This window comes from Alcaligenes ammonioxydans (assembly GCF_019343455.1).
In the GTDB taxonomy this organism is placed as follows: Bacteria; Pseudomonadota; Gammaproteobacteria; order Burkholderiales; family Burkholderiaceae_B; genus Alcaligenes; species Alcaligenes ammonioxydans.
The window spans coordinates 1,413,318-1,427,644 of record NZ_CP049362.1; the positions used below are offsets into that span (position 1 = coordinate 1,413,318).

General features: G+C 58.6%; 12 protein-coding genes. 10 read left to right on the forward strand and 2 right to left on the reverse strand.

The window, feature by feature from the left end:
• Positions 1 to 236 precede the first annotated feature (236 nt).
• From FE795_RS06390 to FE795_RS06400, 3 genes are all read left to right on the forward strand, one after another.
• On the forward strand, positions 237 to 2,156 hold the full coding sequence (locus FE795_RS06390; protein WP_131071473.1) for an FUSC family protein: 1,920 nt from the start codon (positions 237 to 239) through the stop codon (positions 2,154 to 2,156).
• Positions 2,156 to 2,644 carry a MarR family winged helix-turn-helix transcriptional regulator gene (locus tag FE795_RS06395; protein WP_003801677.1) on the forward strand — a complete coding sequence of 163 codons (489 nt, stop codon included), beginning with the start codon at positions 2,156 to 2,158 and terminating at the stop codon, positions 2,642 to 2,644. Before FE795_RS06390 ends, FE795_RS06395 begins: the two co-directional genes overlap by 1 nt.
• A 101-nt stretch (positions 2,645 to 2,745) precedes the next feature.
• Positions 2,746 to 3,276: a CinA family protein gene (locus FE795_RS06400; RefSeq protein ID WP_131071474.1), complete on the forward strand. Its 531-nt coding sequence runs from the start codon at positions 2,746 to 2,748 to the stop codon at positions 3,274 to 3,276.
• A gap of 37 nt (positions 3,277 to 3,313) precedes the next feature.
• Here FE795_RS06400 and acnA read toward each other — a convergent pair whose 3' ends face one another.
• Positions 3,314 to 5,968: an aconitate hydratase AcnA gene (gene acnA / locus FE795_RS06405; protein ID WP_059317864.1), complete on the reverse strand. Its 2,655-nt coding sequence runs from the start codon at positions 5,966 to 5,968 to the stop codon at positions 3,314 to 3,316.
• Between the two features lie 169 nt (positions 5,969 to 6,137).
• Between acnA and FE795_RS06410 the strand changes: the two genes are divergently transcribed.
• Both FE795_RS06410 and FE795_RS06415 read left to right on the forward strand, forming a co-directional pair.
• Positions 6,138 to 7,142, forward strand: coding sequence for a GntR family transcriptional regulator (locus FE795_RS06410; protein ID WP_003801671.1), 1,005 nt, complete (start codon positions 6,138 to 6,140; stop codon positions 7,140 to 7,142).
• A 4-nt stretch (positions 7,143 to 7,146) separates the two neighbouring features.
• On the forward strand, positions 7,147 to 8,307 hold the full coding sequence (locus FE795_RS06415; protein WP_003801669.1) for a 2-methylaconitate cis-trans isomerase PrpF family protein: 1,161 nt from the start codon (positions 7,147 to 7,149) through the stop codon (positions 8,305 to 8,307).
• Here the strand turns inward: FE795_RS06415 and FE795_RS06420 are convergent.
• Complete coding sequence (locus FE795_RS06420; RefSeq protein ID WP_059317863.1) at positions 8,304 to 9,290, reverse strand: AraC-like ligand-binding domain-containing protein; 987 nt, start codon at positions 9,288 to 9,290, stop codon at positions 8,304 to 8,306. The genes FE795_RS06415 and FE795_RS06420 overlap by 4 nt on opposite strands.
• 305 nt (positions 9,291 to 9,595) lie before the next feature.
• Between FE795_RS06420 and FE795_RS06425 the strand changes: the two genes are divergently transcribed.
• From FE795_RS06425 to FE795_RS06445, 5 genes are read left to right on the forward strand one after another with little or no spacing between them, the layout of a single operon-like run.
• Entirely contained in the window at positions 9,596 to 10,777 is a 1,182-nt protein-coding gene (locus tag FE795_RS06425; protein WP_131071475.1) for an ABC transporter substrate-binding protein, read from the forward strand.
• A 39-nt stretch (positions 10,778 to 10,816) separates the two neighbouring features.
• Positions 10,817 to 12,208: an aromatic ring-hydroxylating dioxygenase subunit alpha gene (locus FE795_RS06430; RefSeq protein ID WP_003801664.1), complete on the forward strand. Its 1,392-nt coding sequence runs from the start codon at positions 10,817 to 10,819 to the stop codon at positions 12,206 to 12,208.
• A 32-nt stretch (positions 12,209 to 12,240) separates the two neighbouring features.
• Positions 12,241 to 12,777: an aromatic-ring-hydroxylating dioxygenase subunit beta gene (locus tag FE795_RS06435; RefSeq protein WP_003801662.1), complete on the forward strand. Its 537-nt coding sequence runs from the start codon at positions 12,241 to 12,243 to the stop codon at positions 12,775 to 12,777.
• Positions 12,777 to 13,385 (forward strand): cysteine hydrolase family protein, encoded by a 609-nt coding sequence (locus FE795_RS06440; protein WP_003801661.1) that lies wholly within the window; start codon positions 12,777 to 12,779, stop codon positions 13,383 to 13,385. Before FE795_RS06435 ends, FE795_RS06440 begins: the two co-directional genes overlap by 1 nt.
• Positions 13,386 to 13,394: 9 nt before the next feature.
• Positions 13,395 to 14,222 carry an SDR family oxidoreductase gene (locus FE795_RS06445; protein WP_131071476.1) on the forward strand — a complete coding sequence of 276 codons (828 nt, stop codon included), beginning with the start codon at positions 13,395 to 13,397 and terminating at the stop codon, positions 14,220 to 14,222.
• Positions 14,223 to 14,327 lie beyond the last annotated feature (105 nt).

The following is a 14,327-nucleotide window of genomic DNA, read 5'->3' on the forward strand; positions in this document are numbered from 1 at the left end:
AGGCGACCTTGCAGAAAAAGTCCCGATTTGCTGCAAAGGGTTGACGTAGAAAAAGCCTTGGAAACGGGGCAGACAGGCTTGTGCCGCCACGGCGAGCAGCGGTTTGCATTCGAGCGCCAGGTCCTTGAGACAAGCCGTAGCGCAAGTGGCACTCTGCGCCACGACTCGACAATTGAATAGATAGGTGAGCTATCTATATAATTGAAGTTTCGCTCGTTTAGACGTCCCTTTCTTTTATGTCTGTTTCTTTTCCCTGGCTCCAGCTGGACAGGCCTGCGCTGCTGCATGGTTTAAACATGGCGTTGGCTGCCGGCTTGTCGTTTGCGATTGCGGTTTTGCTGTCTGTCGACAACCCGTTCTGGGCCGCCATGCCAGTGTGGGTTCTGTCCCAGCCCTATCGGGGACTGGTGTATGAGCGCGCCTTGTGGCGAATAGTGGGAACCCTGGCAGGGGCAGGGCTGGGGCTGGCCTTTCTGCATTTGCCCCACCCTTATTGGCAATTGCTGGGCATGGCCCTGGTAGTCGGGGTGGCCTCCGCCTTGACCCATGTGTTGCGGGGTGCCTTGTCATATTTGCCCATGTTGGCGGGCATCACGATTGGCGTGGTGGTCCTGCCCTCGGTGCTCTCGCCAGACAGCTCCTTGGATCTGGCGTTGTCGCGCGTGCAGTGCACCCTGATCGGGGTAGTGGTCACTACCGTCCTGTGCTCCCGCACGACGCCGCATAGCCAGCGCCAAACGTATTACCAACGGGTGCGTGTTCTGGCGGCGGACGCTTTGCGTCTGGCGGCGCATGCGCTGGGCCCTGCTTATAAAGAGTCGGACCCGGCCCTGTCCGCACGGATAAGGCAGGAAATAGTGGACTTGGATGCTCAGGCCCGTATTACGGCTGCCGGTTCCTGGGATGCTTATCGTCGCCTGCCCTATGTGGACGTATTTTTATATGCCGTGATCGAGCTGTTGGCCGCCAGTGAGCTGATTGTGCGCCAAAGAGAGCGGGGTCGTTTGCCCGCCGCCGATGAGGCGCAGTTCTTGCTGGAGCAGGCGCAGCGTCTGGAGCAGGGGCATTCTTTGACGGTGTTGGAAAAAACCGGCGTCAGGCCGCCCGAGCAAATCAGTTTGGCGCGGTTGCGTCGAGCCATGGGGCAGATTCGGCGGGCTGAAACGGGTCTGTTTGCCGCTCGGACACCAGCCCGTCGGGGCCCTCACCGGTTCTTGGCCACCCCGGCACGGTCGGTGGACTGGCCTCTGGCAACACGTACCGGCTTGATTAGCGCCTTGGCTACCTTCAGTGCAGGGGCGCTTGCCTTTGCCTTGTCCAGTCCGGCACTGGAGCTGATGGCGATGGGGGTATGTACTTTCTCCATTATTTTGGGCTCCATGCCACGTCCGCAGCTGATGAGTCGCACCATGTTCACCGGAATTACGGTGGGCGTGCTGGTGGCCAGCCTCTATCGCTATCTGATTCAGGGCTATTTGGTGACGGACTGGCAGGTCATCGTTTCAGTGCTGCCTTTTGTGGTGGTGGGTGGTTTGTTGCGGGCCAATCGCCCCACATCTGCTTGGGCGCTGGATGCCAATATGTGTTTCCAACTGGCCAGTCAGGCGGGTATGGCAGCCGTTAGCTGGCCGTTCATCATCAAGGAGTCCGTGCCTTTGCTGGCGGGTTCTGCGGTGGTATGCAGCGCCTTTTTTCTGTTGCCGCGTCGTACCCACCCGCGTGGGCAGGCTTTGGTGCGGCGGGTGGTGCGCGAGCTGTATCCCTTGATCCGTCGTTCCCGGCCACGCCTGTTTCGCGTCTGGCGGGCACGGGTGGCCCGGCAGTGGGTGCGCCTGCTGCACTGGATGGGGGAGCAAGCGCCGCAGGGTCTGGTGTCGCTGATCAATCTGGGGCATGGGATTGTGGCATTGAAGCGTCTGGGCAGGCGGGGCGCGCCGCAGCAGACTTGCGTCAGTCTGGTATGTGAACTGCTGGAGGGGTTTGAGAGCCAGCCGCAGGAGCTGGCTCAACAGTTGCTGCGTATCAGTCAATCTTGTGCCGATCCTGTGCTGGCAGAGGCGATCCGGGATGTTGCTCAGTCCTTGCTGGGGGCTACTCCCGTTCTGGTTTATGCTTACCCCCCTAATACGGTGCCTCGTGCTGTGGAGTCGACCTGATGAATCACCAACTGTATGAACGGTTTGGCTTGTCCATGATTGTGCTGGCGCGTCTTTACCGTCGTGAGCTGGATCAGACGCTGGGGCGTTACGGTGTGTCCGAGGCCACCATCCTGCCTATTCGTTATCTGGCTCAGCTGGGCGAACCCATACGTCAAGGCCAGTTGGCGCGCATGATGCGTCTGGAGGGCCCGACACTGGTTCGTCTGATTGATCAATTGGAATCGACGGGTTTGCTCGAACGTGTGCCCGACGAGCAGGACAAGCGGGCGCGGCTATTGTGTCTGACGGACAAAGGACGTGACTTTCATGCGCATTTGCTGGAACTGTTGCGCCAGTCGCGCGCCCCCTTGTTTGCCGGCATTCCCGAACAGGATATTAAGGCGGCCTTGCGCTGTTTTGACATGTTGGCCAGCAATCTGGGCCTGAAAGCCAGCGATATGAGCAGCCTGTTTGGACAGCATTCAGGGCAGGTTGCTGACACGTAAGCGCATGTTCCAGATGGTGAGAGAACGCGGAACTTTATTTCCTGCCGTATTTCTTTATGTTTGAATAAACCGTCCTTGTGTCCTGATAAGGAGGGTTTGTCATGAAAGATCTGGATCTGGCTAGCCTGGTCAATATCCTGAGCGATGCCAAGCTGACGCTGGCAACGGCGGAATCATGCACGGCGGGTTTGATTGCATCCACCCTGGCCGACCAGAAGGGGGCGGCAGCCGTACTCGACTGCGCGTTTGTGACCTATTCGCCACAAGCCAAGTATCGTTGTCTGGGCGTGGACCAAAGCGTGCTGTCGGAAAACAATCTGTGCAGTGAAGCGGTAGCCAGAGCCATGGCCAAAGGCGCAGCGCAACTGACTCCGGCCAATCTGATCATTGCCAATACCGGCGTGGCCGATGATATTGCCGAGCCACAGATTCCCGCCGGAACGCAGTGCTTTGCGTGGCTGTTCAAGCCGCAGGACAAGTTTGATCCTTTGGTCGTGTATACCGAGACGATTGTGTTTGACGGCACACGGGATGAAATCCGTCAGCAAAGCGCGCGCTATGCCCTGGGCCGTATAGAACACTGGCTGCGGCTGGCCAAACAGGAACGCCAGGGCGTGGGCCCTGGCGTTTGAGAGAAGCGACAGCCTGTTGGCCTAAGCCAGGGTAGGCTTAGTCCTCCAGGTACTTGCGCCAGACGCGGGGCAGGATGCCGCCGTGACGCCAATACTCCATGTCCTCGACAGTATCCAGTCGTACAGTGACCGGTACGGACTGGGTGCTGCCATCCAGACGGTGGATAATCAGCTGGGCTTGCGAACGTACGCCCAGGTTTTCTTCCAGACCCTTGACGTCAAAGGTTTCGGTTCCATCCAGGCCCAATGTGTCGGCATTGGTGCCTTCCTGAAACTGCAGGGGCAGCACACCCATACCGACCAGGTTGGTGCGGTGGATACGCTCGAAGCCTTCGGCAACCACCGCTTTCACCCCCAGCAGTGCCGGACCTTTGGCCGCCGAGTCACGGGACGAGCCGCAACCGTAGTTCTTGCCGGCGATGACCAGCAGCGGAACCTGGCGTTCCTGATAAGTTTGAGCAGCTTCAAAAATGCGCATCACTTCACCCTCGGGCATCACCTTGGTGACCCCGCCTTCCACGCCGGGAACAATCTTGTTGCGCAGACGGATGTTGGCGAAAGTCGCACGCTTGACCACTTCATGGTTGGCACGGCGCGTGGTGTAGTTGTTGAAGTCTTTTTGCTCCACCCCCTTGGACAGCAGGAAGTCAGCGGCAGGCGTGCCCAGGCTGATCGAACCGGAGGGCGAGATATGGTCCGTGGTGATGGAATCACCCAAAATGGCCAGTGGGCGCATACCGTGCAAGTTGGCCACGGGGGCAGGCTCGCGCTGCAGGCCGTCAAAGTAAGGCGGTTTGCGGATGTAGGTACTGTCGGCTTCCCAGGGGTAGTGACCGCCATTGCTTTCGCGGGCCAGGGCGTCCCAAGGCTCGCCACCGTCGTACAGCTCGGCGTAGCGTTCGATGAACAGATCGCGGTCGTAAGCGCCGTGGATGGCTTCTTGCACTTCGGCGGATTTGGGCCAGATGTCGCTCAGGTAGACGTCTTTACCGTCCTGATCTTTGCCCAGCGGGTCGCGGGTCAGGTCCACATTCAGATTGCCGGCCAGGGCGTAGGCCACGACCAGAGCGGGTGATGCCAGGTAAGCGGCACGCACGTTGGCGTGAATGCGGCCTTCAAAGTTGCGGTTGCCCGACAGCACGGCGGTGGCGATCAGCTTTTCCGATTCAATCGCGTTGACGATATTGGCAGGTAGCGGTCCCGAACCACCGTTACACGTGGTGCAGCCAAAACCGGCAATGTTGAAACCCAGCACGTCCAGATCATCCTGCAACTGGGCGCGTTCCAGCACGTCGGCGGTCACCTGGCTACCTGGCACCAGCGAGGTCTTGACCCAAGGTTTGCTGCGCAGGCCACGAGCGACAGCGTTACGCGCAAGCAGGCCGGCGGCCATCATATTGGCGGGGTTGGCCGTATTGGTACAGGAGGTAATGGCGGCAATGACCACATCGCCATCATTTAACACGAAGTCCTCGCCTTCCACGGGCACTGCGCGTTGCGGATCGTAAGGACGGCCGGCAATTTTCTGGTGATGGGCGGGGAAGGACTGGGCCGCGGTATCCAGATCCAGGTGATCTTCAGGATTGCTGGGGCCGGCCAAGCTGGGTTTGATGCTGCTCAGATCCAGCTTCAGCACGGTGTCGTACACGGGAGCGGGAGCGGCCGGATCACGCCACAGCTTTTGTACCTTGCTGTACTGCTCGACCAGATCAATCTGCTCTTGTGGGCGGCCTGTCATGTGCATGTAATGCAGTGCCGCGTCATCGATCGGGAAGAACACCGCAGTGGCGCCGTATTCTGGTGCCATATTGGCGATCATGCCGCGGTCGCCCAGGGACAGCTCGTCCACGCTGGGGCCAAAGAACTCGACAAACTTGCCCACTACCCCCAGCTCGCGCAGTTTCTGGGTAATGACCAGCACCAGATCGGTAGGCAATACGCCGTCGTTTAGCTTGCCGCTCAGTTCAATGCCGACCACCGCTGGCAAGGCAATCGCCACGGGCAGGCCCACCATCACCGCTTCAGCTTCAATGCCACCCACGCCCCAGCCTAGAATGCCCAGGCCGTTGACCATGGGCGTGTGGCTGTCGGTGCCCACGCAGCTATCGGGGTAGACCAGATCCACATCCTTGCCTTCTTCGGTCCAGACGACCTGACCAATATGCTCAATGTGCAACTGGTGCATGATGCCTTTGCCGGGCGGAACCACTTTGACGCCGTCAAAGTTGCTCGAACACCAGCGCAAAAAGGCAAAGCGTTCGCCATTACGCTCGTACTCGCGGGCCAGATTGATGTCGGCTGCCTTGGGGTTGGCCCAGCTGTCCACTTGCAGGGAATGGTCGATAATGACGTCGATAGGGACTTGGGGACGCACGCGGCTGGCGTCGCCTCCGGCCGCTTGTACGCCTTCGCGCAAGGCCGCCATGTCCAGCAACATTACCAAACCCAGAATGTCCTGACCAAATACGCGGGCAGGGTAGAAGGTGATGCCATCGCCCACCTTGCGCTGGAGCAGGGAATCGATTTCCTGATCCACGTCGGCGTGACGCACGGCCTTTTGACGACAGAGGTTTTCCAGCAAGACACGCAGCGAATAGGGCAGCTTTTCAATACCGGGTATGTCGGCAATGGGAACGTAACGCACGGAACGTCCGTTCAGGGACAGCGTTTGTAGGGCAAGAGACTGGGACATGGCAAACGATTCATCCGTAGTAAGTAGCCAGACAGACAGGGCCCGCCTGGGCAAGAGTAATCAATAAAGTTATGCGTCTGGAGCCTTGAAAAAACAATTGAATTGTATTTTGTTTGTATATAGTACAATAAAATGATTGAGAATCGCGTTGATTTTTAGGAAAACCGGCATGAAAGGCCAATCCAATTCTTTGCATGTCACCTTGGCGCATCGCCTGCTGGACTACGTGCGGGCAGGGCATTTGCAGGCCGGGCATCACTTGACGGAACAATCGCTGGCCCACGCGCTGGGTGCATCGCGCTCGCCCATACGGGGAGCGCTGGCCTATCTGGCGGAAAAAGGCATTGTGGGCGCCCAGCCGCCCCGGCGGGGTTTGTACCTGTTGAAAGGGGCCGATCAGCTCGGTGTGATCGAAGAAGAGCTGGGCACCAGCCAGGATGACCAGATCTATTTGCAGCTGGCTCGAGACAAGCTCTCCGGAATTTGGGGCGACACCTTGTCGGAAAACGATGCCATGCGTCGTTATGGCCTGACGCGTGAGCGTGTGCGTCGTGTTCTGGCCCGCGCCGCCAATGAAGGCTGGATGGAACAGCGTGCCAGCAAGGGCTGGTCGTTTCTACCCATGATTGACGGCCCCCAGGCTTGTGAGGAGAGCTATACCTTGCGGCAGATGCTGGAGCCGGCGGCCATGCTGCTGCCCAGCTTTGCAATTGACTCGGCCGTCTTGCGCCGGGTGCGTCTGCAACAGCAAGCCTTGGCCGATGGGGGGTGGCGATATGCGGGACATGCTGAAATGTATCAGGCCAATGCGACGTTCCATGAGGCTTTGGCCTCCTTGTCGGGCAATCGTTTTATCGCTCAGACCGTCACCCGTCAGAACCAGTTGCGGCGCCTGCTGGAATACCAGGAAACGCTGGATCGGGAGCGTATTCGTCGTCAGTGTCTGGAGCATCTGGCGATTCTGGATTTGCTGGAAAAGGGCGAACGCGCCCAGGCCTCAGCTTTGCTAGCCCGCCATCTGGGCAATGCCAGTGAGGAAAAAGTGCAGCAGTTGGAACGACAACAGCGCACGATCCGATCAGACTTTGTTAGTGAACCGATAGTCTCTCACGCCGAACCCATGCAGGAGACGGCGCAGTTTTCTTTAATGGCGCAAGCCAAGAACCAGGAATGACGTGATGAAACAAAAATCCCTTCCCGCCGTGTTCATGCGTGGTGGCACCAGCAAAGCCTTGATGCTCAATATCGCAGATCTGCCTGCCAAGCGCGAGGACTGGACACCGTTGTTTGCGGCGGCCATGGGCACGCCCGACCCGTACGGTCGTCAACTGGACGGTATGGGTGGCGGGGTCTCCTCACTGTCCAAGGTGTGTATTATCGGCCCGTCCAGCCATCCGGACGCCGATGTGGACTACACCTTTGCACAAGTGGCGATCAAGGAAGAGAAGGTGGATTACCGCGGCAACTGCGGCAATATGAGCTCGGCAGTCGGCCCCTATGCCGTTGAACAAGGCATGGTCAAGGTGGAGGATGGCGAAGCGTGTGTGCGCATCCTGAACACCAATACCAACAAGATCATCCATGCGCATTTCACCGTCGAAGATGGCCAGCCCCGGTATGACGGTGATCTGTCCATTCCCGGCGTAGGTGGTACCGGTTCGCCTATCCGTCTGGACTTTGTGGAACCGGGCGGTGCCTCGACCGGCTCCCTATTGCCTAGCGGTGAATTGACCGAATGGCTGGATGTGCCGGGCGTGGGCCGTATTGAAGTCTCGCTGGTGGATGCAGCCAATGCCGCTGTTTTTGTACGCGCTGCCGATGTGGGTCTGACTGGTCTGGAACTGCCTGATTGGCTGGAGGCGCATCCTGACGTGCTGGAGCGTCTGGACGCCATCCGCGTGCAGGCTTCGGTACGCATGGGCATTGCGCCCGATGTGGAAGCTGCGCGTCAGATTCGCATCGTGCCGTTTGTCTGCATTGTGTCACCTGCCCAGGACAACCCCACGCTGTCGGGTGAGGTGGTGCCTGCCAAGGATATTGATCTGGTGGCCCGTGTGATTTCCAATGGTCAGCCGCACCGCGCCTTGCCTTTGACGATCTCGCTGTGTACCGCGGTGGCCGCTCGGCTGACGGGCAGCCTGCCCTCACAATGTCTGTCCGACTCCGTCGCTCCTCAAGGCCCCTTGCGTCTGGGCATGCCTTCCGGCGTGCTGACCGTAGGCGCGGAAGTGGAAAAGAAAGACGGCCAGTGGTTTGCCAAGGCCGGTTCGTTCTACCGTACGGCGCGCCGTCTGTTTGATGGCCGTGTCTGGGTTCCCGGCAAGGCCTTGAAAGACTAATCGACGATGCGCAAGTCCTGCGAGGGCGAACGCCCGAAGCGGGACTTGTAGTCGGCACAGAAGCGGCCGAAATGGTTGAAACCGCAGCGCAAGGCAATCTCGCTGACCTGGGTGCCAGGTGTGGCGGTGCGGATAGCCTGCTGGGCCGCTTCCAGACGAATCTGCTTTAAAAATTGCATGGGGCTCAGGCCCCGTTCCGTACGAAATGCCAGCGTCAGGCTGCGGACACTGGCACAGGCTGCGGTAGCGATTTGTTCCAGCGTCAGGGCCTGGTCCAGACTGGCGCGCATGAAATCTTCCGCCCTTTGTACCCGGCGCGAACTGGCCGGGCGCACAGTTTGCTGCAACTGCCGGCTGTAATTGCCGGGTTGGGTATGAAACAGATGCAGCAACAGATTGTCCTCGGCCTGGCGCGACCATTGATCCATTTCCGGAGGCAGATGTCCGCCATAAGCCAGCAGGCTGCCAATTTGATGCTGCCAGGCACAGCCTTGCGGTGAGTCCAAGGGCATGCCAGCGGCAAACTCAATGGGCCGGTCCAGGCTCAGGCCCAAGGTTTGGCGGGCCACCTCTTCCAGCCTGTAGCGCGGGATCTTCACCAAAAACTGTTCACAGCCTTGCTCCCAGTCCAGCTCGACTTGCAAAGAAGGGGAGATGACGCTGGCGACTTTGGGGTTGGCCTGGACGTACTCCCGACCAACCCGGATACAGGATCGTCCCTGTATCGGCACCTGAAACAGCAGGAAATCTTCCAGAATCCCCGGCGACACCTGCACGGCCGCACCATATTTAAGCAAGACAAAGGAAAAGCTGTGGCTGCTCGCATAGCGCAGCGAGGCATCGACCGGGCCGTCATTCCAGGTCAGGCGATGCTCGGTCAAAAAGCCGGCAGTCTCGCTGCGAGTCTGGTCTGGGCAGCGCGATTGAAAACGCGGCGCACTGTGTTGCAAGGGGGCCAAGCCTGACATAAACCACGCTTGCATGATGGGTGTCTCCAAATTTTTGCCGGTTAGGGATAAGGCTTGCCATATCTGGATAGCCGCCTGTTCTGAGCCGGTCTAATGTATTTCAAACCTAAAACAGTAATCCTGTCCCGGCACCTTAGCAGATTGGGATACGACTGGGAATTGCTGTATTCACGTAGTCTATTGGGCCCGTTTCCCCAGGCCTGCAGGACAAGCGCCGCACAAACCACCGGCGTCAGTGATACACAGTTTCCGGCGTATTGGGGGTGATCCCAGGCAGACCTAAAGTCCAGTTTTTTGAAAGACAGAGGACGGAGACAAACATGAAAAAGCAAGTGGCGTTTTGCATGAGCACGCTGGCCTTGGCCCTGGCCTGTAGCCCGGTGTCCAGTCAGGAAGTATTCAAGGTCGGTTTGCTCACGACCTTGTCCGGTCCCGGAGCGGCCATTGGCGCAGAAATTCGCGATGGGTTCGAGCTGGGCCTGACGCACTCGGGCGGCAAGCTCGGTGGCGTGGATGTGGCCCTGACGGTGCTGGACGATCAGCAAAAACCGATGGAAGGCCGTCAGGCCGTTGACCGTCTGGTCAAGCGCGACAAGGTCGACGTGATCACCGGCATGGCCTTCTCCAATGTGCTGCTGCCCGTGATGCCGACGATTTTGAACAGTGACACCGTCTACATTTCCGCCAACACCGGCCCGGCCGATTACGCAGGCGAGCGTTGCCACCCCAATTTTTTCAGCGTGTCCTGGCAGAACGAGGATATTCCCGCCGCCATGGGCAAGTACGTGACCGATCAGGCGCACAAGAAAGTCTATTTGATCGCCCCCAACTATCCCGGTGGCCGTGAGTCCATTGAAGGCTTCAAGCGCTTGTTCAAGGGCGAGATTGCCGACGAAGTCTATGTGAAGGTCGGTCAGATGGATTATGCGGCCGAGCTGGCGCAAATGCGTGCGTCGGGCGCGGATGCGGTGTTCTTCTTCCTGCCCGGTGGCATGGGTGTGTCCTTTATCAAGCAGCTGATCAACTCGGGCCTGTCCACGCAATTGGCGGTGTACACCCCCGGCTTCTCGGCCGATCAGGACACCATTGCTGCCATCGGTGAGTCCATGAAAGGCATGGCCAATGCCGCTCAATGGTCACCGGATCTGGATAATCCGGTCAATAAACGCTTTGTAGCGGATTTTGAAAAAACCTATGGCCGCTTGCCGTCCATGTATGCCTCTCAGGGGTATGACGCTGCCCTGTTGCTCGATGGCGCACTGAAGGCCGACCCGAAAGCGGCAACCGATCGTGAGGCCTTGCGTAAAGCCTTGCGCAGCGCGCCGTTTGAGTCTGTGCGCGGGGCCTTTGCTTTCAACAACAACCAATATCCGGTGCAGACCTATTACATGCGCGAAGTGGCCCCGAATGACAAGGGCCAGATGAGCAACAAGATTGTGTCCACCGTATTTGAGCAATTCCAGGATCATTTTGCGCCGCAGTGCAAGATGGAAAAGTCATAAGGAGGATGCGTCAAGCATCCGGCAGCAAGGAGGTTAATGATGAGCTATAGCAACGAACAGCTGGCCGCACTGGTGCGGGGAGACAGCGTACATAAATCGGTCTATACCGACCCTGAAATCTTCCGTCTGGAGATGGAACGCATTTATGGCCGTGCCTGGATTTACATTGGTCACGACAGCCAGGTGCCCAATCCGGGCGACTACCACACGACCTTGTTGGGTGGTCAGGACGTCATCATGGTTCGCGGCAGCGACAAGAAGGTGTACGTGCTGTACAACCGCTGTCCCCATAAGGGTGCCAAAGTGGTGGCCGATGGGTGTGGCAATGCCGGCAAGTTCTTCCGTTGCCCCTACCACGCCTGGACGTTCAAGCTGGACGGTCAGCATTTGGCTGCGCCCATGAAAAATGGCTTTGAGGGCACCTGCTTCGACCCCAAACATCCGGACTTTTCCATGCGCCGTGTGGCTCGTGTGGAAACGTACCGTGGTTTTGTGTTTGCCTGTCAAAGTGCCCACGGCCCGGATTTGAAGGAGTTTCTGGGGCCCATCATTAGTTCCATCGATAATCTGTGCGATCGCTCGCCGGTGGGGGAAGTGGAAGTGGCCGGCGGCAGCTTCAAGGTCTGGCAGCCGTCCAACTGGAAAGTGTTCTACGAGAATCTGCACGACACCATGCACGCGAATGTCACGCATGAGTCATCCTACGTGGCGGCCCGCGAGCAGGCCAAAGATTATGGCTCCATGCCGCTGGAGCTGCACATCATGGACGGCAACGGCGAGCCTTACGGTTTCTGGGAAAAGCTGGACTTGTACGCCTTTGATAACGGACATGGCTACATGGAAGGCATTTTCAATCCCGGTGCCATTGAGACTGATCCTGTCACCAAGGCGCACTACGAAACCCTGAAACAAGCCTATGGCGAAGAAAAAGCCCTCAACATTCTGGGCGAGAACCGCCACAACAGCATCATTTACGGCAGTGGCTCGCCCCATACCGTATTCCAGCAGTTTCGCGTGATTCGTCCTGTGGCGGTGGATCGCACACATGTCGAAATTCAGTTGTTCCGCCTGAAAGGGGCGCCGGATGAAATTTACAAACGCGGCCTGATGTATGCCAACCTGATCAACTCCCCCTCGTCCAACGTGATGCCGGACGACATTGAGGTCTATGGTCGTTGCCAGGAAGGTAATAAAACCAACGGTGGCGACTGGATCAGCATGCATCGCTATGACGGCACTGACAAGGAAATTGAAGGCGGTATGGTGGCGACCAATGGCACCAGTGAACTGCCCATGCGTAACCAGTTCCGCGCCTGGAAGCATTTCATGACTACCAGCCTGTACGACGCGCCAGCGCAGTCGGAAGACAGTGGTAAAGCCACGGTGCGTTCGGCTTCCGGTGAGCCTATCGCCCCCGCCTCACAGGCTTAAGCGGGCTGCTGTCCGAGCCAAGGAGAATTCTTATGTTGTTTGATATTGATTTTGACGTCAGCGTGGATCAGGTCACACCTGTGAACCTGAGCCTGGAAGCCATCCGCGAAGTGGAGCAGTTCATCTATCACGAGGCCCGCTTGCTGGACGAGCGCCGCTGGCAAGCATGGCTGGATCTGTGGACCGAGGAAGGCATGTACTGGATTCCTCACAGCTACGATCAGCAAAGCCCGTACGAGCACATTTCCCTGTGCTGGGAAAACAAGCTGCTGCGTGAATTGCGTATTCGCCGCCTGGAAAACCACCGCAACTGGTCCCAGCAGCCGATTACCCAGTCCTGCCGCGTGCTGGGTAATGTGATGATAGACGGGACCGATCCTGAAGGTTATCTGGTGGTGCGTTCCAGCTTTCACTCCATGGAATGGCGCGGCAAAGATCCGGTCCACCGGGTGGGTAGCCTGATTCACAAGCTGCAGGCCCAGGAGGGGGGTGGCTGGAAACTGCGTATGAAGCAGGTGAATCTGGTCGATCGTGATGCGGTCCACGGCGCCATTCAGGTGTACATCTGATGTCGGCAGCCCATCACACCGCCTTGCTGGCTCTGCATTACCAAAACGACGTCCTGCATGCTGATGGCCTGATTCGTGTGGGGGTGGAGGCTGACAGCCCCCAGCGTCAGGCGCTGATCGAGGCCGCAGGCCGTCTGCTGGCACAGGCGCGTGCACAGGGCGTGCCCATTGTGCATGTGCGGGTGGGCTACCGGCCAGACTATGCCGATCTGCTGTGCAACGCCCCGATTTTGCACAATGTGAAACGCATCGGTGCCATGCAGACTGGCAGTTGGGGAGCCCAGTTCTTTGACGGGCTGGCTCCCTTGCCCAACGAGTTTGAAGTCCATCACACGCGCATCAACGCTTTCTTTGGTTCCGCGCTGGAGCCGGTGGTACGTCGTTTGGGCGTGGAGCGCTTGGTGATTGCCGGTGTGGCCACCCATTCCGTGGTGGAAAGCACGGTGCGCCATGCGGTGGATATGGGCTATGAAGTGGCGGTGGTGGCCAGCGCCTGCGGCGCACCGCCCGCCACGCATGAAGCCTCCCTGGCCAGCATGAGCCTGATAGCGCATATTGATCGTGACGAAGATTGGGCAGCCGTCTTTGGCGCGCCACAAGCAGAGTAGGAGAAGCCCATGCAACAGGATATGCAGGTGAATTTACACGCTAAAGTTGCCATTGTGACCGGAGCTACCCAAGGGCTGGGAGCGGATATCGCTCTGGCTCTGTGTGCCGCTGGTGCGTGGGTGTTGGTGGTGGGTCGCAGCCAGGAAGAGGGACAGCGCACTGAAGCGCGCCTGCAGGCTGTGGGCAAGGCCCAGTTTCTGGCTGCCGATATTTGTGATGATGCGCAGCTCGATGCCTGCGTGCAGGCCGCATTGGCACAAACCGGACGCATCGACATTGTGGTGAACAATGCCTGCTCCTACGGGGACGAAGGGCTGGCTTCCAGCCGCGAGTTGTGGCATCAGACTTTGGATGTGAACCTGATCTCCAGCGCGATTCTGGCCCAGAAAGCCACGCCGCATATGGGCCCAGGCGGGGTCATCATCAATATGGGCAGTACCGGTGGGAAGTTTGGCGTGGCCGGACGCGCGCTGTACCCAGCGTCCAAAGCGGCCATTTTGCAGTTCACTAAAAGCTTGGCGGTGGAATTGGCCCCATCGGGGATTCGTGTCCTGACGGTTTCGCCCGCCTGGACCTGGTCGCCGTCCGTTGAGCGCATGAGCGGTGGCTCGCGTGAACTGGCCAATCAGGTGGGCGCACAAGTTCATCCGTTGGGCCGAGTCGGTTCCGGCGAAGAGGTTGCCCAGGTGGTGTTGTTTGCTGTGTCGGGTGCCGCTTCCTGGATGACAGGGATCGACCTGCCCGTCGACGGTGGCTTTTCCGTGCTTGGGCCAGAGCAGGGCAAGTCGCCCCGTCACTGGTTTGAACGCTGGCAGGCGCAGTCGTCTGGCTCATAAATAGAAAAGTGCGGTAAAAGATGCCCAGGGCTTGTTGACAGCTGTTTCTTGCGGCATGTTTACAAGCCCTGAACCCGTTCAGGGCAATTTACAAAAAGGTGTGGG

What these genes read in the sequence shown, in the direction of transcription:
- FE795_RS06400 (WP_131071474.1), top strand. Translation starts at nt 2,746, where the DNA reads ATGAAAGATCTGGATCTGGCTAGCCTGGTCAATATCCTGAGCGATGCC.
- FE795_RS06440 (WP_003801661.1), top strand. Translation starts at nt 12,777, where the DNA reads ATGTCGGCAGCCCATCACACCGCCTTGCTGGCTCTGCATTACCAAAAC.
- FE795_RS06445 (WP_131071476.1), top strand. Translation starts at nt 13,395, where the DNA reads ATGCAACAGGATATGCAGGTGAATTTACACGCTAAAGTTGCCATTGTG.
- FE795_RS06425 (WP_131071475.1), top strand. Translation starts at nt 9,596, where the DNA reads ATGAAAAAGCAAGTGGCGTTTTGCATGAGCACGCTGGCCTTGGCCCTG.
- acnA (WP_059317864.1), bottom strand. Translation starts at nt 5,968, where the DNA reads ATGTCCCAGTCTCTTGCCCTACAAACGCTGTCCCTGAACGGACGTTCC.
- FE795_RS06430 (WP_003801664.1), top strand. Translation starts at nt 10,817, where the DNA reads ATGAGCTATAGCAACGAACAGCTGGCCGCACTGGTGCGGGGAGACAGC.
- FE795_RS06420 (WP_059317863.1), bottom strand. Translation starts at nt 9,290, where the DNA reads ATGCAAGCGTGGTTTATGTCAGGCTTGGCCCCCTTGCAACACAGTGCG.
- FE795_RS06435 (WP_003801662.1), top strand. Translation starts at nt 12,241, where the DNA reads ATGTTGTTTGATATTGATTTTGACGTCAGCGTGGATCAGGTCACACCT.
- FE795_RS06390 (WP_131071473.1), top strand. Translation starts at nt 237, where the DNA reads ATGTCTGTTTCTTTTCCCTGGCTCCAGCTGGACAGGCCTGCGCTGCTG.
- FE795_RS06410 (WP_003801671.1), top strand. Translation starts at nt 6,138, where the DNA reads ATGAAAGGCCAATCCAATTCTTTGCATGTCACCTTGGCGCATCGCCTG.
- FE795_RS06415 (WP_003801669.1), top strand. Translation starts at nt 7,147, where the DNA reads ATGAAACAAAAATCCCTTCCCGCCGTGTTCATGCGTGGTGGCACCAGC.
- FE795_RS06395 (WP_003801677.1), top strand. Translation starts at nt 2,156, where the DNA reads ATGAATCACCAACTGTATGAACGGTTTGGCTTGTCCATGATTGTGCTG.